We start from the raw sequence: 23,260 nt of genomic DNA, 5'->3' as shown, positions 1-23,260 counted from the left end.
AAGCGGTGAAGGTGTCGGGGTCGCGCGTCGCACAGATATCCGTAGTGGCGCTTGCCCTCACGGCATGCGGGCGTCCGACACCGCCCCCGGTGGTGCCTTCGCCGACTGCTCAACCTCCGGCCTCGACGTTTGCAGCCGTCACTCCGGTGCCGAGCGTGATCCCGGCCGGCCCCTTTGCCGCGATATCCCGCCTGGTGAATGACGCGATCGCGGCACATCGGTTGCCCGGCGCCGTGATTGAGGTGGGGCATGCCGGCAAGGTCGTCTTCCGGCAGGCCTACGGCGCCCGCAGACTCGGTGACGAACCCGCCCTCGACGGGTCGTCGGCGCCGGCCGAGCCGATGACCGACGACACCATCTTCGATCTCGCGTCTCTGTCGAAGAGCATCGCGACAACGGTGGCTTTCCTGCAGCTATCCGAAAAAGGCCTGGTGCAGGTCGACGAACCCATCCAGACCTACTTTCCGGAGTTCAATCCCACCAACGACCCACGGCGCGCCCAGGTGACCGTGCGCATGATGCTGACGCACACGTCCGGCACCGGTGGCGATCTCAGTCACCAAGGCCCGTGGGGTCTGACTAGTGCCGACAAGGCAGAAGGTATTCGTCGTGCGCTCACAGCGCCGCTGGAGTTCCCTCCCGGCGACGGGTTCCACTATTCCGACCTCAACTTCATCATCCTCGGCGCGCTGGTCGAGAAGATCACCGGCGAGTCATTGGACAACTACGTGCAGGACAACGTCTTTGCCCCGTTAGGGCTCGCCGACACCCGGTACCTGCCTGCCACCAAAGCCTGCGGCCCGCACCAGATCCGGGGCACGGCAATTGTTTTCGACGGCGTACCGTCCGGGCCGTGCCCGCCGGGGACTTGGAGCACCGAGCTGCTGGCACGTGTCGCACCCACTGCCCACGATGACGACACTCCCGGTATCAACCCCGACTTCGACCATCTGATCCGCGGCACCGTGCACGACCCGACGGCGCGGCGAATGGGCGGCACCGGAGGTAGCGCCGGAGTGTTCTCGACGGTCGCCGACATCGGCCGCTACGCGCAGGCCCTCCTCGACCGTCTGGCCGGCCGCCCGAGCCCATTCCCTCTGCAGCAGGCGACCGCTGAGCTGATGGCGACTCCGCAGCAACCCGGGCACACGACTTCACAGGTTGAAGCCGCGAATGCGGCGAGCCTCCGGGCCATCGAAAACCACCCCAACACAACGGATCCGCTACTGGCCCCCAACTATCCCGCCATTGCGGGCCAGTCGCTGCGGAGCTTCGGCTGGGATATCGACACCGAGCACTCGCGCCCCCGCGGCATGGTGTTTCCTGTCGGCAGCTTCGGCCACACTGGCTTCACCGGGGTGACACTCTGGATCGACCCCGGCTCCGACACCTACGTTGCGGTGTTGGCCAACGTGATCCATCAACGCGGCGGTCCGCCCATCGCGAGGCTGAGCGGCGAGATCGCCACGGAGACGGCGCGGGCGCTGCGGTTGTACGGGAGTTGACGCGGACGCGCGTGCCCATTGCTGCCATCTGATCGGTTATTTATTTTTCAGTCGACTGAAATATATATGTTAGAGTTCGTGTCATGCACGCGACGCAACCGGCAACTCGGCGCACCCATGCCGAACGGCGCGAAGCTACTCGGTTGGCACTGCTCGATGCTGCAGTTACCTGCCTGATCGAGGACGGTTACGCGGCGCTGACCACGCGCAAGGTCGCCGAACGCGCCGGCGTTTCGCAGGGCGCGCAGCAGCACTACTTCCGTGGTCGCGCCGAACTGATCGTGGAAGCCGTCGGACACCTGGCAACCCGGCTGGCTACCCAGGCGCGTGATGAGGTCCGCGACCACGCGGACGAGCATGACCGCTTCGCCGCACTGCTCGACCACATGTGGGCAGTCCATACCGGCCCCGCGTTCCAGGCCGCGACCGAACTATGGTCGGCGGCCCGCACCGACGCCGACCTACGAGGGCCGGTCGAAGATCTTGGACGCGCCCTCGACCGCCAGCTCGGCCAGATCGCCGCCGAGATGCTGCCCACGCTCCTCGGCGACGACACCGGGCGCACCCTGCTCGATGTATCGCTCGCCGCCGCACGCGGTCTGGCGATGCGGCGGCTGCCCGGACTCGAACCCACCGTCGACCGCCGGTGGCAAGCCGCCCGGGCATTTCTGCTCACCGATTACCGCATCCACACCGACGACAGGACCACTCGATGACCACCACTGCTCAAAGCACCGATCCGGTGTTGGTCGAAAAGCATGGCTCGGTGACTGTTGTCACGCTGAATCGTCCCGGCAAACTCAACGCCCTCACCGACGACGTGAGCAGATTGGTGTTGCGGACGCTGCATCAACTGGCCGATGACGAGCACTGCCGCGCCGTGGTGCTCACCGGCGCCGGACGCGCGTTCTGCGCCGGGCTGGACTTGATCACGGGACTCGACCCCGGCGGCAACAGGGGACCCGTCCAAAGCCGCCACCATGCCCTCACCCGGGCCGCCGATACGTTTGTGACACTCCGCGAAATCCCACAACCGGTCATCGCGGCCGTCCACGGCCACGCCGTCGGCGCCGGCCTCGCCCTCGCCGCGATGGCGGACATCCGGATCGCCGACACCACCGCCCGCTTCAATCCGGTGTTCACCCACCTCGGGTTCTCCGGCGGCGACCTCGGCGCCTCCTGGTGGCTGCCGCGCCTCATCGGATTCTCCAACGCCGCCGAAATCCTCTACACCGCTTCGCCGTTCGACGCCAAAGAGGCCTGCCGCCTGGGATTCGTCTCACGCGTCGTCGACGAAGGCACCGATGTGGCCGCCGCCATCGAGCTCGCCACCCGGATCGCCGCCAGCTCCCCGTTCGGCGTCAGCCAAACCAAGGATCTGCTCAACAGCGCCATTGGCATCGGGGACCTCCGCCAGCATCTGAGCACCGAGGCCCGCGCCCAGATCCTGTGCTCGCTCACCAACGACGTCGGCGAAGGCGTCGCCGCAACATTGCAGCGCCGCACACCGGCATTCACGAACACGTGACATCGCGGTAGATTTCAGACTTGTCCGCCAACGAGCCGGATGCTGGTGTCGCGCAAACGCTGTTGCAGCGCTGGGTCTTTGGGGCCGGCGGTGACGGCGATGGGCTTCTTTTTCGGGCCGAAGAATTCGCCGTTCAGACTGGCCGCCGCAGGGTCGGTGGCCAGCCACACGGGTGTGATGGCCGCGGTGGCCGGGCTCAGCAGCAGGGTCTTGCGCAACACCGGCTTGAGCCAGCGGCTGTCGACCGCCCGGAGCAGGAAGCTGTTCGCCTCGTTCTGCCGGATGTTGGTCTCCACCATGCCGGGCATGACGCCCGTGACCACAACGCCGAAGCTGCCGAGCCGTGCGGCCAGGTCCTGGGTCCAGACATCGTTGGCGGCCTGAGATTGCGTGAAGGTTTTCAAGGGCGTCAGGTTCGGGATCCCGGGCAGGCTCTCGAAGTCGAAGTCGAGCTTGTTCATCCCGGCGCCGGCAATGATCACGACGCGCGCCCGCCCCTTGATCAGGGCCGGTAGCAGCCGCTCGGTGAGCAGGAATCGGGCCAGATAGTTGATGGCGAAGTTCTTCTCGATGCCGTCGTCGTTGAGGCCGTGCCGGATCTCGAGGATTCCGGCCGAGTGGACCAGGATCTCGATCTCGTCGGTGTCGGCGAGGATCGTTTCCGATAGTGCCCGCACCTGTGCCAGCACAGCGAGGTCGGTGGCCACGAACCGCACATCGCCGTCGGCGCGTAATTCCGCCTTTGCCGCAGCGCCTTTGGCCTCATTGCGGCCAATGATCCAGACCCGCTTGCCCCTGCGGGCCAACTCGCGGGCCACTTCTTTGCCGATGCCGTCGGTGCCACCGGTCACGATCGACAGGGGCCCGCGCCCCGCGCTGCTCTTCGGGATGGTCATGTCAATGCCTCGCCTTCTCTGGAGCGGTTCCGGCATGCCTCCACAGCGCATTTCTGCAAGCGGCCGGCAGCTCGCCATAAACGGTGGCGATTCCTCCGCTTATCGATAACGTAGCATAAACGGTGACAATGCCTCCGCTTAGCGGGTTCCCGAGGAGATGAGTGAAGTGAGCAAGACGCTGCCCGAACGCCCGCGGCGCGCGGACGCGGTACGCAATCGCGCGCGACTGCTCCTCGCCGCCGATGAGGTGTTCGCCGAGCGGGGCCTGGGCGTCACCCTCGATGATGTGGCGCACCACGCGGGGGTCGGCGTGGGCACGGTCTATCGACACTTTCCCGGCAAGGACGAGTTGATCGACGCGGTGTTCGAACAGAACTTCGCCGCCATGGCCGACGCCGCCGAGGAAGCCACCGCGGGGGATGACCCCTGGCACGCGTTTGCGCAGTACCTCGAGTTCGCATGCGAAAAGATGGCCGCCAGTCGCGGCATGACCGAAGTCCTATATCGCAGCGGCTGTCAGCGGGCGCAAGCCCAGAGCCACCGCGTCGAAGCCGCGGTCGCGAAACTCGTCCAACGCGCCCACGACAGCGGCGCGTTACGGCCCGACGCAAAACCCGACGATTTCTTCGCCATCGTCTTCAGCGTCGGCGCCCTCGCCGACGCCACCCGCCAAAGCACCCCCCAGGTCTGGCGCCGCCACCTGGCGCTGCTGCTCGACGGGCTGAACAACGACCATCGCCCCAGACAGCCGCTACCGGCCACGCCGGCAACAGGATCGGCGACAACGTCGACGATCTGATGTCTGCAATCCATGGCGATGCGACGAAGTCATCCAAAACGAAGCGCCAAATGGCTGCGGCCCCAGAGGTATTCGCGAAATCCCACTCGGTCAAGGTGCCGGGATCGTCGGCGACTACGAATACATCTGCTCGATGATGTCGCGATAGCCGACCGAGATCGGTTTGCGTTTCAGCTTGGCCGTCGGTGTCAGGTACTCGCCGCCCGGTTCCCACGTATCGGACACGATGGTGAACTTCTTGATCTGTTCCACCCGAGACAATTTGGCGTTCGCGGCGTCGATTCCCGCGGTGATCATCTGGCGGATCACACCGTCCGTGGCGAGCGCCGCGACCGACCGGTCCGGCAGCCCGTGCTTAACGGCATGCGCGGCGGCCACCTCGGGATCAAGACAGATCAGCGCAGTGTTGTAGGGGCGCGCATCACCGATGACGGCGACCGCTCCGACCAACGCACAGTTGGCCACCACCATGTTCTCGATGTTCGTCGGGGACATGTTCTTCCCGGCCGCGTTGATGATCAGTTCCTTCTTGCGATCCACGATCGAGAGGAAACCCTCACCGTCGATCGAACCGATGTCGCCGGTGTGCAACCACCCCTCGGAATCAATTGCCTCACCGGTTTTTTCAGGATCCTTACGGTAGCCACGCATCACCATCGGGCCGCGCACCAGCACTTCGCCGTCGTCGGCGATGCGCAGTTCAGCTCCCGGCACCGGCAAACCGACGGTGCCGATCTTGATACGCCCGGGACGGCCCACCGTCACCGCAGCGGTGCATTCGGACATCCCCCAGCCCTCGCACAGCGGCACTCCCAGTCCAAGGATGAACTCGTGCACTTCCGGCGAGATCGGTGCGGCACCGGTGACGGCGATCCGCACCTGGTCCATGCCCAGTTGCGCGCGGACTTTCGACAGCACCAGTCGGTCGGCCAGTTGGTACTGGATCGCGCCGACGAAGCCGAGCGGGCGGCCGGCCGAATCCGCGCGGGCCTTCGCCCGTCCGGTCGCGAAGGCCCACTGCGCCAAGTTCCGCTTCACCGCGTTGGGTTCATCGGCGATCCGCTGCTCCAGCGCCGCCTTGAGCTTCACCCAGATCCGGGGAACGCCGAGGAAGCCGGTGGGACGAATGTCGGTCAACGCGGCGATCACCTGTTTGACGTCGGGCACCGTGGTGACCGGGACGCCGTGCAACAGGTTCATGTAGTGGGCAAACCAGCGGTTGGCCGCATGCGCATCAGGGAGGTAGGAAATCACGCGATCGGACGAGTTGATGCCGCCGAAAGCGTCTGCGATGCGGGCGTTCTCGATGAAATTGAGGTGGGTGAGCTCGACGCCTTTCGGCGGGCCGGTGGTCCCCGAGGTGTAGACGATCGTCAGCAGGTCCGTCGGTTGCACCGCTCGCCAGGTGGCATCGAAATCGAAGTCGGCGGCCGGCGTCGACTCGAGCGCGGCCAGACTGATCGCGCCGCCGGCGTCGCCATCGACGCAGATCACCTGCTCGACCTTGCCACCCCGGCCGATTGCTTCGAGAACCGTTGGCAGAAACTGCTTCTCACAGATCACGATGCGGTTGCCCGCATTATCGAACTGGTACGCGAGCACATCGGCCGGATTGGTGTTGTATACCGAAAATGGCGTCGCACCGGTGTGCAACACCGCGGTGTCACACAAGTGGAACTCCGGCCGGTTGGTCAGCATCAGCGCGACCGTGTCACCGGGCACCACGCCGAGCGCTGCCAGACCGGATGCGATGGCGCGCACCCGCTCGGCGTACTGCCGCCAAGTGAGAGTGGTTGCGCCGTCGGCGCTACGGATCGCCATGGCGTCGGGCCGGCGTGCGGCGACGGACTGGAACGCCTCGACCAACGTACGTGATGTCACCGGATCCACTTTCACGCTTGACCGCGAGCGCGGTCCTCGTAGGCCTTGCGCGCGGTGTTGTCGACCTTGTCGGTGAAGATGTGCTCGCCACCGAACAACCGGTTCAGCTCCTCGCCGACGATACGCGGCAGGTACTTCTGCGCACCGATCAGCACACCGGCCAGGCGGGTCACGCGGACCTTCGGACGCGGCTTGACGATGAGGCCGACGATCGCGTTCGCGATGTCGGACGGTTCGGCGTTCTTGATGCCACGAATACCTGTCGTACCCGCGGTGAGCTCGGTATTGACGACCGACGGCAGCACGGCGGAGAACTGGACACCGGTCTTGCGGTTCTCCAGACGGACGGCATCGGTGAACGAGAGCACCGCGGACTTGCTGGCACAGTAGGTGGCCAGTCCAGGCGTGTAGGTCTCGCCGGCCAGCGAGGCGACGTTGATCACGTGCCCCGCGGAGCGCGGAATCATGCGCTGCGCAGCGAGTTTCGTGCCGATGATGACGCCGTAGACGTTGATGTCGAGCATCCGGCGGGTCACCGCATCCGGCTCGTCGGCCAGGAGGCCGACCGGCATGATGCCGGCGTTGTTGATCAGTACATCGACGGGGCCGAGCTCGCGTTCGACGTCATCGAGGAATGTCGTGAACGATGCGAGGTCGGTGACGTCCAATTTGCTTGCGAACACATCGATGTCGGAACCGGACTGCTTGACCATCACCTCGTCGACGTCGCCGATCGCGACCTTGGCACCGAGACCACGCAACAGGGAGGCGGTCGCGAAGCCGATACCGCGAGCGCCGCCGGTAATGGCTATCACCTTGCCGCGCACAACATCCGAATGATCTGACATCTAGCCTTCTCCTTTGGTGAGACCAATGCGTTGCAGGCCCTGCGCGCCGAAAGCACGAAGAGCGCCGTAGACGAGCCGGATGCGCGTCTTCGAGTAGGGGAACCACATGGGTTCGTCGATCAGCGTCGGCAGCCGCGGCTCGGTGACAGCGGTCTGCCGGCAGTACTTGCGGACCCCGGCGGCACCACCCCAGCGCGAACCGACGCCGGACTGCTTCCAGCCCCCCATCGGCAGGGCAAAACTGAACAGGTTCGCGATGACGTCGTTGATGTTGACGGCACCGGCATCGAGCCTGCGGGCCACCGCATGTCCGCGGGCCTTGTCCCGGGTCCAGACCGACGCCGACAGCCCGTAGCGGGAGTCGTTCGCGAGCCGGATCGCTTCCTCCTCGTCGGCGACCTTGATCACCGGAATGGTCGGACCGAACGTCTCTTCCCGGATGCACGCCATCGAGTGGTCGACGTCGACCAACACGGTCGGCTCGAAGAAGGTACCGACACCGGTCGGCTTGCCGCCGATCGTCACCCGCGCGCCGGCGGCGGTCGCCTCATCGACGTGCCGCCGCACGATGTCGAGCTGATTGGCATTGGCCATCGGGCCGATCTCGAACCGGAAGTCTCTGCCGTCCTGACCTTGGCGCAACCGCCCGACCCACTCGGTGAGCTTCGTGACGAACTCGTCGTATACCGGTGCCTCGACGTACACGCGCTCGACCGACACGCAGGTCTGGCCCGCGTTGAACAATGCGCCCCACGCGATGCCGTGGGCGGCACGGTCGACGTCGGCGTCGCCGAGGACCAGCGCCGGATCCTTGCCGCCCAACTCGAGGCTGTACGGCTTGAGCTGTTCAACGCACTGGCGCGCCACGGCCTTTCCGGTCCGCGTCGAACCGGTGAACTGGACAAAGTCGACCGCGTCGACCACGGCGGCACCGGTCTCGCCGCGACCGGTCGCCACCGCGAATACCTTCGGCGCGCCGATCTCGGCCCAGCCGCGCGCGAGTTCGACGGCGCTCAGCGGGGTCACCTCCGAGGGTTTCAGCAGCACTGCGGCGCCGGCCATCAGCGCTGGCGGAACATCCAGGCCCGGCATGGCGAGCGGGAAGTTCCACGGCGTGATGATGCCGACCAACGGATAGGGGCGGAACACCGTCGTGAGTTTCTTGGTCCAGCCGATGGGACTGTGCGGGTTGGGCCGTTCGTCGACCAGATACTTGCCGGCGGTGCGGGCGAAGTAGTTGATCAGATCCACCCACGCCGGCACTTCGAACTCCGCGTCGGCACGCGGCTTACCGGTCTCGGACTGGATGACATCGGCGATGCGCGAGGAGTTGTCGAGCAGCCACGCCTGCAGCTCGAACAGCCAGCGCGCCCGGCCTTTTGGTCCCAAGGCTTCCCATTCGGGCTGGGCCTCGCGCAGCGCGCGCGCAGTTGCGGCCACCGATGCCGTGGACTCGTCCGGGACGCTGCCGACGACCCGGCCGTCGGCAGGGTTGTGCACGGCGATCACCGGTAGACCAGCCGATTCTGTTGCCGTCGAAGTGTGGCTGTTGCGACTGGCCATGTCAGTGTCCGTTCACGCGGGGCGGCAATCACGGCGCGCTGCCGTGACCAATTCACTTACTAGAGCGACGATCTCGTCGGGGGCATCCAGCTGCGGGCAGTGACCTGCCTTGTCCAGCACGACCAACCGGCTGCCCGGAATAGCCCGGTGCCAGCCTTGGCTCGAGGCGAACGCGACGATTCGATCCAATCGGCCATGCACAAAGACCGTCGGACAAGAAACACCGCCAACCGCCGGTTCGGCATCGACGGCGCATTTCATCGAGATGGCCCGTTCGAGCAGTTCCCGGGCACCGCGGCGGCTGTGCACCTGTCCACTGAGAATCCGCACCAACTCCGGATCGTGCAAGGTGCGGTCGCCATAGAGGAAGTGGCCGATGAGCGCGTCGGCACCACATTCGCGGATCCACCTGGGTGCGCTGACACCCGCTACCCAGGTGAGCGGTCGCCCGTCACCAAGGAACGCCGCGCGGACCAACGGCGTCCAACCCAGGCCCGGTGTCGCCGTCGGCAGGATGCCGCCGATCGGCAGCCGCAGCGGCGACGCGGCCGCGCGGACGGCAAGGTACGCACCGAGGGAATTGCCGGCCAGCACCACCGGAGCCTGCTGGCTGAACGCGGCGACGACATCGGCGACGAACCGGTCGCCCTGAGGCAGCCACGCGCCGGGCTCGGCCGGGTCGGCGGCACCGAAACCGGGCAGATCGACGGCAACCGCCGACTGGCCGGCTTCGGCGAACCGATTGAGCACCGGCCGCCACGCGTCGGCGGGATGGCCGAACCCGTGCAACAGCACGACGGTTGGGCCATCCCCCTCGACGAACAACTCTCGCGTGCCCACCCCGTTGTGGACCGTCCGTCGTTCGTTGATCACGCGATCAGGCCTGCTCTGACCATTTATCCAGCTGGTTGGGCAGCTCATCGAGCACCCACGGACCATCGACCTCAACGGTTTCCACCGACGTCCAGCCCTTGAGCAGGGTGATGGCGCCGCCCTGCACCGCCAGGACCTTCCCGGTGAGCGGGCACTTCTCGTCGGCCAGATAGGCGACCACCGGAGCGATGTTGGCTGGGCTGAATGCGTCGAATTCACCTTCGGGCACTTCTTCGGCGAAGATCGCGCCCATCCCCGGCGTCGCCAGGGTCAGACGAGTCCGAGCGACCGGAGCGATCGCATTCACCCGCACCCCGTACCGCTCAAGTTCCATCGCGGCGACCTCGGTGATCGCGGCGATACCCGCCTTGGCGGCACCGTAATTGGACTGGCCGGCATTCGGCATGAACGTCCCCGACGCCGATGCGGTGTTGATCACCGCGGCGTTGACCGGATTGCCGGCCTTGGCCTGCTCTTTCCAGTAGCCCGCCGCGTGCCGCAGCACCGCGAAATGCCCCTTGAGATGCACAGCGATGACACTGTCCCACTGCGCCTCATCCATCGACGCGACGAAGCCGTCCCGCAGGATGCCCGCGTTGTTCACGACGATATCGAGTCCACCGAACTCCGCAACCGCTTGGTCGACAAGGTTTTTCGCACCTTCCCAGGTGGCGATGTTGTCGGTGTTGGCGACGGCCTTGCCACCGGCGGCGATGATCTCGTTCACCACCTCCTGGGCGGGGCCGGCGTCGGCACCGGCGCCCTCGTTCGAGCCACCGAGGTCGTTGACGACGACGCTCGCGCCCAGTTTGGCGAGCAGCAGCGCATGCTCGCGGCCGATGCCGCGACCGGCGCCGGTGACGAGGGCAACCCTGTTCTCCATTCGGGGCGAGCGAAGCGACGGGGAGTTCAACTGTGAACCCATGTGAGTTTCCTTCTCAGAGTTGATGATTGGTTCAGACGGCCAGGGTGGCGAGCTTCTCCAGCGAGGCCGCGATTTCCTTGTTGGAAGCGCGCTCGATGGCACCACCGATGGCACCGACCATCATCTGGCTGATGAACTCGGCGGCGACGGTCACGATGGAAGCGTCCGCTCCCTTGGGTTCGACCTGCAGGCTGAAGCTGATCTTCGCGCCGGCCATGCCGGTTCCGGAGAATGTCGTGGTGTTCGGGGCGTCGTATTCGTCGACGGTGAAGTCGATGGTGTTGGCCATACCCATGATGGTGAGCACCTCGCTCATGGTCGCGCCCTGCGAGAGGGTCGCCGGCGGCGCTGTCTTCCACTTGGTGTGCAGGGTGAGCCACTCTTCGAACCGGGCGGGGTCGGACAGGATCGCCCACACCTTCTCCTGCGGCGCAGCGATTTCCAGGGAACCTTTAGCGTTTGCCATTTCTAACTACTCCATTTCTTGTGCGGAATGTGTTGCTGGATAACAGGAATCAGCGGTCAGCTGACTTGTAGGCGGTGACGACGGCCGACCCGCCCAAACCGATGTTGTGCTGCAGGGCGACACCCGACTTACGGGCGGCGCCCTCCACCTGACGTTTGTCGGCGGTACCGCGCAGCTGCCAGGTCAGTTCGGCGCACTGCGCCAGGCCGGTGGCACCCAGAGGGTGCCCCTTCGAGATCAGTCCACCCGACGGGTTGACCACCCAACGGCCGCCATAGGTGGTGTCGCCGTTGTCGACCAGCTTGTGTCCCTCGCCCTCAGCCGCCAGGCCCAGTGCCTCGTAGGTGAGCAGCTCGTTCGGGGCGAAGCAGTCGTGCAGCTCGATCACATCGATGTCGTCAGGCGTGATCTGGGCCTGCTCGTAGACCCGGTTCGCCGCCGTACGGCTCATATCGGCACCGACGAGGGTCGCCATACTCTTGCTCTCGAAGGTGCCAGGCGTGTCGGTGACGAGTGCCTGTCCCACAATTTCCACTGCCTGAGACGCCAAGCCGTGCTTGTCGACGAATGCCTCACTGACGACGATTGCCGCACCCGAACCGTCGGAGGTCGGCGAGCACATCGGACGGGTGAGCTGGCCCGGCGCGTAGATCATCTTCGCGTCGATGATCTGCTGCTCGGTATACACGTCCTGGAACTGCGAGTACGGGTTGTGCACGGAGTGGGCATGGTTCTTGACCGCGATCCGCGCGAAGTGCTCCGGGGTCGATCCGTACTTCTGGTTGTGCTCGACGCCGGCAGCGCCGAACATCCACGGTGCGACCGGGAATGCGAACTCCTGCAGTTCGGCCATCGCCTCCATGTGCTTCTGCATCGGCTGCTCACGGTCGTCGTAGGTCGAACCGAGCGAACCCGGCTGCATCTTCTCGAACCCGATGGCCAGCGTGCAGTCCGCCAGCCCACCGCGAATCGCTTGTGCGGCAAGGAACAACGCACTCGATCCGGTCGAGCAGTTGCTGTTGACGTTGAACACGGGGATCCCGGTCAGACCCAGGCTGTACACCGCGCGGTGTCCCGAGCACGACTCGCCGTAGCAGAATCCCGCGTACGCCTGCTCGACCAGGTCGTAGGCGATACCGGCGTCCTCGAGGGCCTTCGCACCGGACTCCTGTGCCATTGCCGGATAGTCCCAGCCTTCGCGGCGCCCCGGCTTCTCGAACTTGGTCAAGCCGACGCCGACCACAAATACCCTGTTGCTCATAGCTTTTACCTTCCTAGGAGATTTCGGCGAGGCCGTCGGTGATCACGAACTTGCCGGCCTTCTCGTCGCCGGCGGTCTCGAATGCGTAGCTACCGCCACCGGTGTTCCAGAACGTGGTGGTGATGGTTTCGTTCGGCAACGCCGGCTTGCTGAGCCGGACCGCGAGCCGCTTCAACCGGGTGGGGTCCTCGGGACTGACCTGTGAAAGCAGTGCATGCGAGGTGAACGCGATGGTGCACAGACCGTGAATGATGATGCCCGGCAACCCCATAGCCTTGGCAAAGTCGTCGTCCAGGTGGATCGGCATCGGGTCGCCTGCGGGATCGCTATAGCGGAACGTCTGATCCTCGTCGAATGTCTGCACCGCGGTGAACGCCGGTTCGTTATCGCGCAGCGCCGCGTCGAAGGTGTGCTCCGGGCTCTTCTCACCGAAGGAACCGTCGAATCTGCCGCCACGGAAGAATCCGATGAAGTACTGCTCGTTCACCAGTTCGCCATCGGAGTCACGCGTTTCGAGCAATGTCGTCACGACGACACCGGACTCTTTGCCCTCGATACCGACCGGCTTCGCACGAACGGTGAGGACCTCACCCGGCACGATCGGGCGGTGGAAGCGGAAGTCGTGCTCGCCGTGCAGGATCCGCAACATCAAGTCGTCGGGTACCACGCTCATCGTCGCGTCGGCCATGATCGCGGTGACCGGGACGACCGCGAACACCGGCGGCGCGTAGGTGCCGTCCAGATGTGCGGCAATCGGGTCGTTGGTGGCTTTCGCGTAGGCGATGGTTTGAAGTCGCTCGACCTTGAATTCCTGCTCGCCGGTCCACTGATCGAGGCGGTCGAGGTGGAAACCTTCGTTGGCAGCCATGCACGCTCCTTGCGCATCGTCGGGCAATCTGGTTTTGACGCTACGGTCGCGCCGCCCGGCCGACGATGACCGAACTTCTCGGGTTATTGACCGAACCGCTCGCGGCGGCCGGGGCCGCTCCCCTGGTTCCTTCGCGGTTCCTTCCGGAGTAGCTTCGGCACGTGCCTCTCGCCGACGCCACCACCGCCTACACGATCCCGATTCAGCGGGTGCAGGCATTTGTGGGTCTCGCGATGCACTGGGGCTGGGATATCGAGGCCATGTTGGGTTCAGCGGGTATCTCACCGATGCTGCTTGCCGAAGGCCGTTCCCGCGTCACCACCGAGCAGGCAAGCGTGCTCTTTCGCCGGCTATGGCGCGAAACCGACGACGAACTGCTCGGACTCGGGTTGACTCCGGTGCCACGCGGCACGTTTCGGCTGCTGTGTTTTGCCCTGGTCAACGCGCCGGATCTGGGTGCGGCAATGCGCCGGTTCGAAGACGTCAATCGCGCGGTACCTGGAATTCCGCCCGTCACGATCACTGTGGACGGTGACGCTGCCAGGCTGTCGATCGACATCACCGCGATCCAGCGGCCGGTCGACCTGCTGATCGACACCCTGCTGGCCGTGACCCACCGGTTCATCGGATGGGCCGTCGGCAGGCGCGTACCGCTACGGCAGGTCGAAGTCCCCTACGACGCGCGTCCAGAGGTTGACGACTACGACCTCATCTTCGGTGCGCCCGTGGTGTTTTCGGCAGCGCAGCCGGCGCTCGTGTTCGACAGCGCCACGCTGTCCGCGCCGATCGTTCGCGACGATGCGTCGCTGGACATCTTTCTGCGCGGCGCCCCGGCCAGTGTGCTGGCCTACCGCAGCCACACGACGTCGACCACGAACCAGGTACGGCGCCTGCTCGAACGCGGGTTGTCCGGGAACTGGCTCAGCGCTGACCAAGTCGCCGCGGAATTGGCGATGAGTCCGCAGACGCTCCGGCGCAAGCTCCGCGAGGAGGACACGTCGCCCCGCGAGATCAAGGAGCAGATCCTGCGTGATGCGGCGATCGCGAGCCTGGTGCGCGGCGACGAGACCGTCGCCGCGCTGTCCCGTCGGCTCGGATTCTCCGAACCGAGCGCGTTCTCTCGGGCGTTCCGCCGGTGGACCGGCAGTCCGCCCGGGTCGTACCAGAGCTAACCGAGGAGGCGCTCAATGTGGGTATCGGGAACCATCCAGTCGGACAACAGTTTTCGCACCGTTGATTCATCGGCCGTCGGCGGTTCCGGATGCGCGGCCGGCGTACGGCTGAACCGCGGCGCCGGGGCGGGCTGACGTACCCCGTTGACCTCGATGAAGGCGCCGCGCGTCTGGTTGTGCGCATGCTCGTGCGCCTCCCAGGGGGAGAGCACCGGGGTGACGCAGGCATCGGAGTCGGCAAACAGGGCAGCCCACTCGTCGCGGGTGCGTTCCTTGAATTTTGCTCCGATGACCTCTTTGAGCTGCGGCCAGCCCGTCGGGTCCAGCTGGAACGGCAGTTCGGGATCGTCGATGCCAAGTGCCGCCAAAAGCTGTACATAGAACGGGAATTCGACACAACCGACGGCCACATACCGGCCGTCGGCGCATTCGTAGGTGTCATAGAACGGCGCGCCGCCGTCGAGTGCGTTCTCACCCCGGGGCTGATTCCACAGCCCGGCAGCATGCATTCCGTGCATGAACGCCGTGTACAGGGCCGCGCCGTCAACCATGGCGGCGTCGATGACCTGGCCTTTGCCCGACCGTTCGCGTTCATACAGCGCGGCGAGGACACCCATGGCCAACAGCATGCCGCCGCCGGCGAAGTCGCCGATGATGTTGCCCGGTGGCACCGGGCGCTCACCCGGGCGACCGATCAGATCGAGGGTGCCGGTCAGGGCGATGTAGTTGATGTCATGGCCCGCGGTGCCGGCCAGCGGGCCCTGCTGGCCCCAGCCGGTCATCCGGCCGTAGATCAGCCGCGGGTTGTGCTTTTCGAGATCCGCGGGCCCGATACCCAGTCGTTCGGCGACACCCGGACGGAACCCCTCGACGAAGACGTCGGCCTTCTCGACCAACGCGAACAGTGTTCGCAGATCGTCGCCGTCCTTCAGATTCAGCTTGACGTTGCGCTTGCCGCGGTCGAGAGGTCCGTCCGGCGGCGTGAGTCCGTCACCCGGCGCGCCCGCCCGCTCGACGCGTAACACGTCGGCGCCCAGGTCCGCCAGCACCATGCAGCCGAACGGTGCCGGCGCCAGGCTGGCGATCTCGACAACCTTGATGCCCGAAAGTGGCCCCGTCACAGCGACTTCGCAATGATCGTCTTCATGATCTCGTTGGTGCCGCCGTACACCTTCTGGATGCGCGCATCGGCGTACAGCTTCGAGATCGGGTACTCCTGCATGTAGCCGTAGCCACCGAACAGCTGCAGGCACTCGTCGGCGACCCGGCACTGCTGTTCGGTCAGCCACCATTTCGCCTTCGCGGCCGTCGGCACATCCAATTCGCCGGCGAGGTGCTTGACCAGGCAATCGTCCAGGAAGCTCCAGGCGACGGACTTGACCGTGTCGCTCTCGGCGAGCACGAATTGCGTGTTCTGGAACTTGAAGATCGGGCGCCCGAAGGCTTCCCGTTCCTTGGTGTACGCGAGAGTGACGTCGACTGTCTTCTCGATCGACGCCGCCGCGATCACCGCCAGCACCAATCGCTCCTGCGGGAGCTGCTGCATCAACTGGATGAAGCCGAGACCTTCGACACCGCCCAGCAGATTGGTCTGTGGGACCCTGACGTCGTCGAAGAACAGCTCGCAGGTGTCCTGGCCGTGCTGGCCGATCTTCTCCAGATTGCGGCCGCGCCGGAAGCCGTCGCGGTCTGCCTCGACCAGGATGAGCGAAACGCTGTCCGCTCCACGGCCTTCCGGATTCGTCTTCGCGGCCACCACGACAAGGTCCGCGGTCTGGCCGTTCGAGATGAACGTCTTCGCACCGCTGATCACATAGTCGTCGCCGTCCTTGACCGCCTTGGTCTTGATCGACTGCAGGTCCGAGCCGGTGCCGGGCTCGGTCATCGCGATCGCGCTGACCACCTCACCCGAGGCCATCTTCGGCAACCACGTCGTCTTCTGCGCCTCGGTGCCGTAGGAGCTGAGGTAGTGCGCGATGATTGCGCTGTGCAGCACTCCGCCGAAACTCGGTGCCATGGAACGGATCTGCTCGATCGCGACGACGGCCTCGTGCGCGAAGGTACCGCCACCGCCGCCGTACTCCTCGGGGATGCTCAAACACAACAGGCCGAGTTCGCCCGCCTTGAGCCAGACATCGCGATCGACGTGCTGCTGCTGACCCCAGCGCTCCTCGTTCGGAGCGCACTCCTTCTCGAAGAACCGGCGCGCCAGGTCGGCAAGCGCGTCAAGGTCCTTGTCCATCCAGGATGAGCGATGCAACGCCACAGCAGAACTCCTTCGTTCACAGTCGGTTGCACGGAACGCTACGGCGGCCGGCAGTCGGTGCCCATGACTCAACCGACCACAACCGTGACCGAACTGCTCGCGGCCGCAACGAATCCGCCATAGGGGTGCCAGAAGACCTCCGAGATCACCACGTCGGTCGACAATGTACGAGTGACCACACTCTCAGGTGCCAACAGATTCTGGATCAGCTTGACCGCGGGCCTCGGCGTCGGCCTTGCGACCGGAATGCTGTCGCAGCGTTGGCCGGTGGGCCTGCTGGCGGTGGTCATCGTCACCGCCGCCTGCCATGTCTTGTGGGCGCTCGCGGTGCTGTGGCGGATGGATCCCGTGCGAACGAAGGCCCATGCAAGCGAAGCCGACGTCGATGATGAAATCGGCGATCTCGTCCTGTTCCTCATCCTGGCCGCCAGCCTCACCTCCATCGGCATCCTCCTGCTGTCCGCCAATGATGCGGACAAGGCGTCGTACGCAGGCATGGCGTTGGTCGCGATCCTCGCGACCTGGGCGCTGCTCCACACCATGTACATGGCTCGCTACGCCCGCATGTACTACGACGAAGACGGTGGTGGTGGGATCGACTTCAACAACCCCGGTGTCGATCCGCAGTACAGCGACTTCTACTACTTCTCGTACAACCTGGGGATGACCTACCAGGTCTCCGACACCGATGTCACCAGCTCGCAGATGCGGGCCGAGGTGCTCCGGCACTGCCTCTTCAGCTACATCTACGGCACCGTCATCATCGCGTGCACGATCAATCTCGTCATCAACCTGGTCGGCTGATCCCTTCGCTCGCCGATCACCACGCAGCGGACGGATTCGTTCAGTACTCTGCCGCCTGTGCCCAGTCGGCCCTACCTGACGATCGACCTCGCGACAGTGCGCAGGAACGTTGCTCAGTTGCGCGGCGCGCTGCCGGCGGCCGAGATTCGGTACGCGGTGAAGGCCAACCCGGCTGAGCCGATCCTGCGGCTGCTGGCCGGCCTTGATTGCACGTTCGACGTCGCGTCGGCCGGCGAGATCGACCTGTGCGCTGCGGCCGGCATCGGTGGCGGGTCCGTGACTTTCGGCAATCCGCTCAAGAAGCCCGCCGAGATCGCGTACGCGTTTGCGCAGGGCGTGCGGCGGTTCACCTTCGACACCGCGACCGGGCTGGAGGCCATTGCCGCGAACGCGCCGGGATCGAGCGTCGAGTGCCGGATTGCGCCGGCTTTCCCGTCGTCCGTCACACCGTTCGGGCACAAGTTCGGATGCTTGCCCGAGGACGCGATCGGCTTGCTGACCGAGGCGGCACGATTGGGGCTGCGGGCGGACGGGGTCGCGTTCCACGTGGGCTCGCAGCAGCTGGACCCGACGGCTTGGGAAATCGGAATCCGTTGTGCACTTGACATTTTCAATGTGGCGCCGGGCCTCACGACACTCAACCTGGGCGGCGGAATCCCGGTCTCGTACGATACGCACGTACCCGACATCCGGGTGGTGGGCGGCGCCATCGGCGACGCACTCGCGCGTCATTTTCCGGTGCTCCCCCACGTCGTCATCGAACCCGGACGGGCGATCGTCGGCTCGGCGGGCACGCTCTCCTGCGAAGTCGTGTCGGTGCGGACCGGCACCGACGGCCGCCGCTGGGTGTACCTGGACGTCGGGCGTTACGGCGGGCTGGCCGAAACCGAGAACGAATACATCCGGTACCGGCTGCGCACGAGCCGCGACGGCGATCCCGTCGACGACGCGGTGGTTGCCGGCCCGACGTGCGATGGTGACGACGTGCTCTACCGGCGGTATCCGCTACCGGTGACGCTGCAACCGGGTGATCTGGTGGAGATCGATACCGCTGGTGCCTATACGACGAGCTACTCCTCGTCGTTCAATGGATTTGAGCCGCTGGCAACGCGATTCGTGGAGGTCGATGATGCAGTCACAACCCGGTAGCAGCTTCGCGGGCTGCCACGTGCTGGCCGAGTTCACCGGTGTCGATTCCGCGTTGGCCAACGATCGCGTGCGGCTGCGCCACCTGTTGCGCTCGGCCGTCGAGCGCGCCGGCGCGACGGTGTGCGACATGGTGGACAAGCGCTTCGAGCCGCACGGCGTGACGGTACTGGCGTTGCTCGCGGAGTCGCACGCGTCGATCCACAGCTATCCCGAGCGCGGCGCGATGTTCGTCGACGTCTTCACCTGCGGTGAGTCTGCCGATGCCGAGGAAGCGGTCCGGCTGCTGCGGGAGGCGGTCGGCGCCGAAGATGCCCACATCCACAAGGTGTTTCGCGGAGCAGGAAAGCAGATCGTCGAGCCGATGGCACCCGGCCTCACCCGCACCTGGCAGCTGACCGACGTGCTGTGCGACGTCCACACCGACTTTCAGCATCTGGTGATCGGCCGCACCGAGCAGGGCGTCGCGCTGTTCAGCGACTCGGACCGCCAGAGCACCGAATTCAGTCAGCTCGTCTATCACGAGGCACTGATGGTGCCGGCGATGCTGCTGGCCGAGAGAGTCGACCGGGTGCTGATCATCGGCTCCGGCGAGGGCGTGGCCAGCCAGATGGCCGTCGCTGCCGGCGCCATGCACGTCGACCACGTCGACATCGACCCCGAGGCTGTGCGGCTCTGCGCCGAACATCTGCCCTACGGCTATACGCCCGACGAATTGGCAAGGGCCGAAGCCGGACTCGGCCCCGTCACGGTGCACTACACCGACGGATACGAGTTCGTGGCAGGCTATTCGGGCCCCAGGTATGACGTCGTCGTCATCGACCTGCCCGACGAGCGCGCCGATGCCGCCCAACACAACCGGCTCTACGGTGCCGATTTCATGAAACTGTGTGGTGACATCGGCGTCATCGTCGTCGGCCAGGCGGGCTGTCCCACCCTCTGGCGCAACGAGACGCTGATCCGGTCGTGGGAGCGTTTCGGCGAAACCTTCGGCACCGTCGTCTATTTCGGCAGCGACGAGCACGAGTGGGCGTTCCTGTCCGGCGCCATGGCCGTGCTCGAGAATCCACTCGCCACGATGACGGCCCGGCTGCAGACGCTGCCGTACCGCTGTCAGACGATCGACGCCACGGCGCTGGCCGCGGCGACGACACCGCCGATGTCGCTGCGGGAGACCGGTCGATAGCCGACGCCGGGTAGGGTCGGTGCCCATGCGACTCGTCGGTACCGCTTTGGCCTTGGCCAGTGCGCTCATGTTCCTCGGACCGCTGTCCACTGCGTCGGCCGACGCGGCAAGCCCATTCGACGTCTCCAACCCCACCGTCGGCCGGCTGGATCCGGCCTTGCTGGCGGCCGTTCAGCAGGCGGCCACCGCGGCAGCCGCCGAGGGGATCCCCATGACGATCACCTCCGGCTGGCGCACTCCCGAGTTCCAGCAGCAACTGCTCGATGACGCGATCCAGACCTACGGCAGTTACAACGCTGCGCGGCAATACGTTCAGACGCCACAGCAGTCCAAGCACGTCAGCGGTCAGGCTGTCGATATCGGCGGCAACAGCGCTGACACGTGGTTGATCGCCAACGGTGCGCGCTTCGGCCTATGCCAGATCTACGCCAACGAACTCTGGCACTTCGAGCTGGCCACCGATGCCCACGGGGCGTGCCCTCCCTTGCTGCCCAACGCCGCGAGTTGATCAGGTGACCGTGAGCGCCTGCGCTTCGTTGTAGGACATCGCAGCGGGCGTCGGCGCTCCCGCCGGGTCCATGGGTACATCCTGGCCGCCTGATAGTTCGGTGGCCACCGAACCGTCACCGTCGCACACTGGGTTGTATGACAGCCGAAAGCCTCGCCGCCGTCGCATCCGCAATGGCTGACACCACGCGCGCCCGCATGCTGCTCGCGCTGATGGACGGACGGGCCTGGACCGCAAAGGAACTGGCCACACATGCCGGTGTCGCCGCCTCGACCGCCACCGAGCACATCAACCGCCTGGTGGCGGTCGGCCTGCTCAGCGAACGTCGGCAGGGGCGCCACCGCTATGTCGAGCTGGTGGACGCCGACGTCGCCGAGGTGCTCGAATCGCTCGCTGTGCTGGGTGAGCAGCCGTCGACACCTCCGCGCGGCATGCGCGAAGCGGTGATCAACAGTGCACTCGCACGCGGGCGTACCTGTTACGACCACTTCGCCGGACGGCTCGGTGTGAGCATCACCGAGGCGCTACTGCGACGCGGGCTGCTCGATGAGTCGTTGACGCTCACCAGCGATGGCCGCCGCTGGTTGACGGAGGCGCTGGGCGCTCCGTTCGAACCGGGGCGCCGTGCCGCGACGCGCTCTTGCCTGGACTGGACGGAGCGGCGCCGTCATCTGGCGGGCGCGGCGGGCGCGCATATCGCGACCGCACTGTTCGCCCAGGGCTGGGTGCGGCGTATCGGGAGCAGCCGAGCAGTGGTCGTGACGCCGGCTGGTAGCGAGGGCCTTGAGCGATTGCTCGGAATCGAAGGGGCGGCGCACTTCTCAGCGGCGGGCTAGGCAGTCGTCGATTCCGATGGCCTGTGCCAGCGCGGCAAACGGAGCGCGCTGAACCGCCTCCGACGTGCCTGCCGCCTCCGGATGCCATTGCACGGCAAGCACCCAACCGTCGACGGCCTCGAACGACTCGATCAGACCGTCGGGGGCATGGCCGGTCGCCACCAGCCCGGGGCCCAGTGACGCAATGGCCTGGTGGTGTGCCGAAGCAACGACGATCTGCCCGGCGTGGTGCGCGGCGTGAACTCGGCTGCCCGCGGCCAGGGCTACCGGATGCCGCCCGAACAGCGCGTCGGCAGTCGTGCTCCGGTGCGGCACTTCGCCTGGTACCAGGTCGATCTGGAGATCCCCACCCCGCAACACGTTCAGTACCTGCGCACCACGACAGATGCCGAGCACCGGCAGACCGGCATCTTGCGCCCGCGCCGCCAAGATGAAATCAAGTTCGTCCTGTGCCTCGTTGACGTCGTACACCGCCGCGGTGGCGACCTGCCCGTAGCGCCGCGGGTTGATGTCTCCGCCGCCGGGCAGCACGAGTCCGCGGACGTCGGACAGCGCCACGAACGGATCGTCGACCACCCGCGGCGCCAGCCCGGCCTCGGCGACCAGCTCGACGATCCGGTCGAAGAGTTCATTGGCCGCGATGACTCGCGGGTCGTCGCCGTCCGAGAACCGCCGTGGTAGAAGAACAACCGGTGCGGCCACTATCGGACCTTTCGTCTCGGCACGGCTCTAAAAATATCCGGAGTTGGGCGGAAGGGCGCCGTTGACCACGAAATCTCCGGTCGCCCAGGCTTTGTACGCGAGCGGGTTGTGGCTCGCTATGGTGCGCGCGTTACGCCAGTGCCGGTCGAGATTCAGTGCCCGCGCCGTGGCCGACGCACCACCGGTGTCGAACAACCGCTGTGCGGCATCGAGGGTGAGGCGTTCCGCGACAAGTTGGGCCTTCGCCACCTCGATCGCGGCGGCCCCGATGGCCTGCTGGTCGTCGATCTGGCCGGTGTCCACAACCCGATCCAGCTCCGCCGCGGCGCTGAGGGTGACCGCGGCCGCCGTCGACGTCCAGGCGGCGATCTCCCCTACTGCCTGCAGGATGAACGGGTCCTGTGTCGCCGACGGGGTCAACGCGTGCGCCGCAGGACGTGCCTTGTTCCGGACGAACCAGACAGCATCCCGCAAGGCGCCCTTGGCAATTCCCACTGCCACGGCGGTCAGATAGAGCTGCAGGAACGTCTGGCTGTGCGCCAGCCGGTGGTCCGCAGGGACCACCGACACCTCGTCTTCGTCGACCGCCACGGCCTCGAAAGTCGTTGCACCACTGGCAGTAAGCCGCTGTCCGAAACCGTCCCAATCGTCGAACAGCGTGACGCCCTGGCGGTCGGCCGGAATGATCACGTGCACTTCGCGGCCGTCTTCGCGTTCGGCCGAGACCGCGATCAAGTCCGAGTACAGGGTGCCGGTCGAGTAGAACTTCCTGCCGTCCAACCGGTATCGGCCGTCGCCGGTGTCACGCAGTGTGGTGCCGATAGCCGCCGGAGAGGAGCCGGCGGCTTCGGTGATCGCGTTGCCGACGATCTTTCCAGCGAGGACGTCGGGGAACCACCGGCCCCGCAGTGCGTCGTCCCCGCGGTTACCCAGGAGCCGTTCCACGAATCCGAAATGGGCGCGGAGCGCCTGGGCCACGTTGGAGCTGGCTTGCGCGATGTCGATGACGGTCTCGATGACGTCGACGATGGAACCGCCTGGGCCACCGTATTCCTGGGGGATCCGGAGTGCGAGGACACCGGTGTCGGCGATCGCGCGAATTGCCTCATGGTGCAACGTGCGGGTCAATTCGTAGTGGGCGTCTTGCGCGCCGAGAGTTTCGACGACCGACTGCAACAGCACCCGCCGGTCGGCTACAGACCCTGCGGCCAACGTCGTAACGGTCAT

General features: G+C 65.9%; 23 protein-coding genes. 10 read left to right on the top strand and 13 right to left on the bottom strand.

The window, feature by feature from the left end:
* The first annotated feature begins 5 nt into the window (after window positions 1-5).
* The 3 genes from QRN63_RS08470 (at window position 6) to QRN63_RS08460 (ending at window position 3,033) form a co-directional block, all read left to right on the top strand.
* A complete protein-coding gene (locus QRN63_RS08470) occupies window positions 6-1,505 on the top strand; it encodes a serine hydrolase domain-containing protein (protein WP_285030402.1) in 1,500 nt (499 codons plus the stop codon).
* A gap of 83 nt (window positions 1,506-1,588) precedes the next feature.
* Window positions 1,589-2,221: a TetR/AcrR family transcriptional regulator gene (locus QRN63_RS08465; RefSeq protein WP_285030401.1), complete on the top strand. Its 633-nt coding sequence runs from the start codon at window positions 1,589-1,591 to the stop codon at window positions 2,219-2,221.
* Window positions 2,218-3,033, top strand: coding sequence for an enoyl-CoA hydratase/isomerase family protein (locus tag QRN63_RS08460; RefSeq protein WP_285030400.1), 816 nt, complete (start codon window positions 2,218-2,220; stop codon window positions 3,031-3,033). The genes QRN63_RS08465 and QRN63_RS08460 overlap by 4 nt, the downstream gene beginning before the upstream one ends.
* 14 nt (window positions 3,034-3,047) lie before the next feature.
* Here QRN63_RS08460 and QRN63_RS08455 read toward each other — a convergent pair whose 3' ends face one another.
* On the bottom strand, window positions 3,048-3,929 hold the full coding sequence (locus QRN63_RS08455; RefSeq protein WP_285030399.1) for an SDR family NAD(P)-dependent oxidoreductase: 882 nt from the start codon (window positions 3,927-3,929) through the stop codon (window positions 3,048-3,050).
* A gap of 157 nt (window positions 3,930-4,086) precedes the next feature.
* Here QRN63_RS08455 and QRN63_RS08450 point away from each other — a divergent pair, with 157 nt between their 5' ends.
* Entirely contained in the window at window positions 4,087-4,728 is a 642-nt protein-coding gene (locus tag QRN63_RS08450) for a TetR/AcrR family transcriptional regulator (RefSeq protein WP_285030398.1), read from the top strand.
* 114 nt (window positions 4,729-4,842) lie between these two features.
* Here the strand turns inward: QRN63_RS08450 and QRN63_RS08445 are convergent, their stop codons facing one another.
* Genes QRN63_RS08445 through QRN63_RS08410 form a run of 8 tightly spaced genes read right to left on the bottom strand, consistent with a single transcriptional unit; the run spans window position 4,843 to window position 13,413 of the window.
* Entirely contained in the window at window positions 4,843-6,609 is a 1,767-nt protein-coding gene (locus QRN63_RS08445) for an AMP-dependent synthetase/ligase (RefSeq protein WP_285030397.1), read from the bottom strand.
* A gap of 11 nt (window positions 6,610-6,620) precedes the next feature.
* Entirely contained in the window at window positions 6,621-7,457 is an 837-nt protein-coding gene (locus QRN63_RS08440; protein WP_285030396.1) for an SDR family oxidoreductase, read from the bottom strand.
* Window positions 7,458-9,020, bottom strand: coding sequence for an aldehyde dehydrogenase family protein (locus QRN63_RS08435; RefSeq protein ID WP_285030395.1), 1,563 nt, complete (start codon window positions 9,018-9,020; stop codon window positions 7,458-7,460).
* Window positions 9,021-9,032: 12 nt separating this feature from the next.
* Entirely contained in the window at window positions 9,033-9,893 is an 861-nt protein-coding gene (locus tag QRN63_RS08430) for an alpha/beta fold hydrolase (RefSeq protein ID WP_285030394.1), read from the bottom strand.
* Window positions 9,894-9,897: 4 nt separating this feature from the next.
* Window positions 9,898-10,818, bottom strand: coding sequence for an SDR family oxidoreductase (locus QRN63_RS08425; protein ID WP_285030393.1), 921 nt, complete (start codon window positions 10,816-10,818; stop codon window positions 9,898-9,900).
* A gap of 31 nt (window positions 10,819-10,849) precedes the next feature.
* Window positions 10,850-11,284 (bottom strand): type II toxin-antitoxin system Rv0910 family toxin, encoded by a 435-nt coding sequence (locus tag QRN63_RS08420; RefSeq protein ID WP_285030392.1) that lies wholly within the window; start codon window positions 11,282-11,284, stop codon window positions 10,850-10,852.
* Window positions 11,285-11,333: 49 nt separating this feature from the next.
* The gene (locus QRN63_RS08415) at window positions 11,334-12,545 is read right to left on the bottom strand and encodes a lipid-transfer protein (RefSeq protein WP_285030391.1); all 1,212 of its coding nucleotides are present in this window, start codon (window positions 12,543-12,545) and stop codon (window positions 11,334-11,336) included.
* Between the two features lie 13 nt (window positions 12,546-12,558).
* Window positions 12,559-13,413 (bottom strand): MaoC/PaaZ C-terminal domain-containing protein, encoded by an 855-nt coding sequence (locus tag QRN63_RS08410; RefSeq protein WP_285030390.1) that lies wholly within the window; start codon window positions 13,411-13,413, stop codon window positions 12,559-12,561.
* A gap of 161 nt (window positions 13,414-13,574) precedes the next feature.
* On the opposite strand from QRN63_RS08410, the gene QRN63_RS08405 reads away from it, so the two are divergent.
* Complete coding sequence (locus QRN63_RS08405) at window positions 13,575-14,585, top strand: AraC family transcriptional regulator (RefSeq protein ID WP_285030389.1); 1,011 nt, start codon at window positions 13,575-13,577, stop codon at window positions 14,583-14,585.
* Here QRN63_RS08405 and QRN63_RS08400 read toward each other — a convergent pair.
* Together QRN63_RS08400 and QRN63_RS08395 are read right to left on the bottom strand one after the other, a co-directional pair.
* Complete coding sequence (locus tag QRN63_RS08400; RefSeq protein WP_285030388.1) at window positions 14,582-15,706, bottom strand: CaiB/BaiF CoA transferase family protein; 1,125 nt, start codon at window positions 15,704-15,706, stop codon at window positions 14,582-14,584. The genes QRN63_RS08405 and QRN63_RS08400 overlap by 4 nt on opposite strands.
* Window positions 15,703-16,827 (bottom strand): acyl-CoA dehydrogenase family protein, encoded by a 1,125-nt coding sequence (locus QRN63_RS08395; RefSeq protein ID WP_285030560.1) that lies wholly within the window; start codon window positions 16,825-16,827, stop codon window positions 15,703-15,705. The genes QRN63_RS08400 and QRN63_RS08395 overlap by 4 nt, the downstream gene beginning before the upstream one ends.
* 195 nt (window positions 16,828-17,022) lie before the next feature.
* Here QRN63_RS08395 and QRN63_RS08390 point away from each other — a divergent pair, with 195 nt between their 5' ends.
* The 5 genes from QRN63_RS08390 (at window position 17,023) to QRN63_RS08370 (ending at window position 21,331) form a co-directional block, all read left to right on the top strand.
* Window positions 17,023-17,655, top strand: coding sequence for a DUF1345 domain-containing protein (locus QRN63_RS08390; protein WP_267320134.1), 633 nt, complete (start codon window positions 17,023-17,025; stop codon window positions 17,653-17,655).
* A gap of 57 nt (window positions 17,656-17,712) precedes the next feature.
* Window positions 17,713-18,804 (top strand): type III PLP-dependent enzyme, encoded by a 1,092-nt coding sequence (locus QRN63_RS08385; RefSeq protein WP_285030387.1) that lies wholly within the window; start codon window positions 17,713-17,715, stop codon window positions 18,802-18,804.
* A complete protein-coding gene (gene speD / locus QRN63_RS08380; protein ID WP_285030386.1) occupies window positions 18,785-19,987 on the top strand; it encodes an adenosylmethionine decarboxylase in 1,203 nt (400 codons plus the stop codon). Before QRN63_RS08385 ends, speD begins: the two co-directional genes overlap by 20 nt.
* Before the next feature lie 25 nt (window positions 19,988-20,012).
* Window positions 20,013-20,495 carry a M15 family metallopeptidase gene (locus QRN63_RS08375; protein ID WP_410506164.1) on the top strand — a complete coding sequence of 161 codons (483 nt, stop codon included), beginning with the start codon at window positions 20,013-20,015 and terminating at the stop codon, window positions 20,493-20,495.
* 137 nt (window positions 20,496-20,632) lie between these two features.
* Complete coding sequence (locus QRN63_RS08370; RefSeq protein ID WP_285030385.1) at window positions 20,633-21,331, top strand: ArsR/SmtB family transcription factor; 699 nt, start codon at window positions 20,633-20,635, stop codon at window positions 21,329-21,331.
* Here QRN63_RS08370 and QRN63_RS08365 read toward each other — a convergent pair.
* Window positions 21,317-22,033, bottom strand: coding sequence for a gamma-glutamyl-gamma-aminobutyrate hydrolase family protein (locus QRN63_RS08365; RefSeq protein ID WP_285030384.1), 717 nt, complete (start codon window positions 22,031-22,033; stop codon window positions 21,317-21,319). The two genes, QRN63_RS08370 and QRN63_RS08365, sit on opposite strands and share 15 nt — an antisense overlap.
* 27 nt (window positions 22,034-22,060) lie before the next feature.
* Complete coding sequence (locus QRN63_RS08360; protein WP_285030383.1) at window positions 22,061-23,260, bottom strand: acyl-CoA dehydrogenase family protein; 1,200 nt, start codon at window positions 23,258-23,260, stop codon at window positions 22,061-22,063.

Source organism: Mycolicibacterium sp. lyk4-40-TYG-92 (genome assembly GCF_030209435.1).
GTDB lineage: Bacteria > Actinomycetota > Actinomycetes > Mycobacteriales > Mycobacteriaceae > Mycobacterium.
Note: the sequence above shows the minus strand (reverse complement) of the source record. Positions and strands in the feature narration are given on the sequence as shown.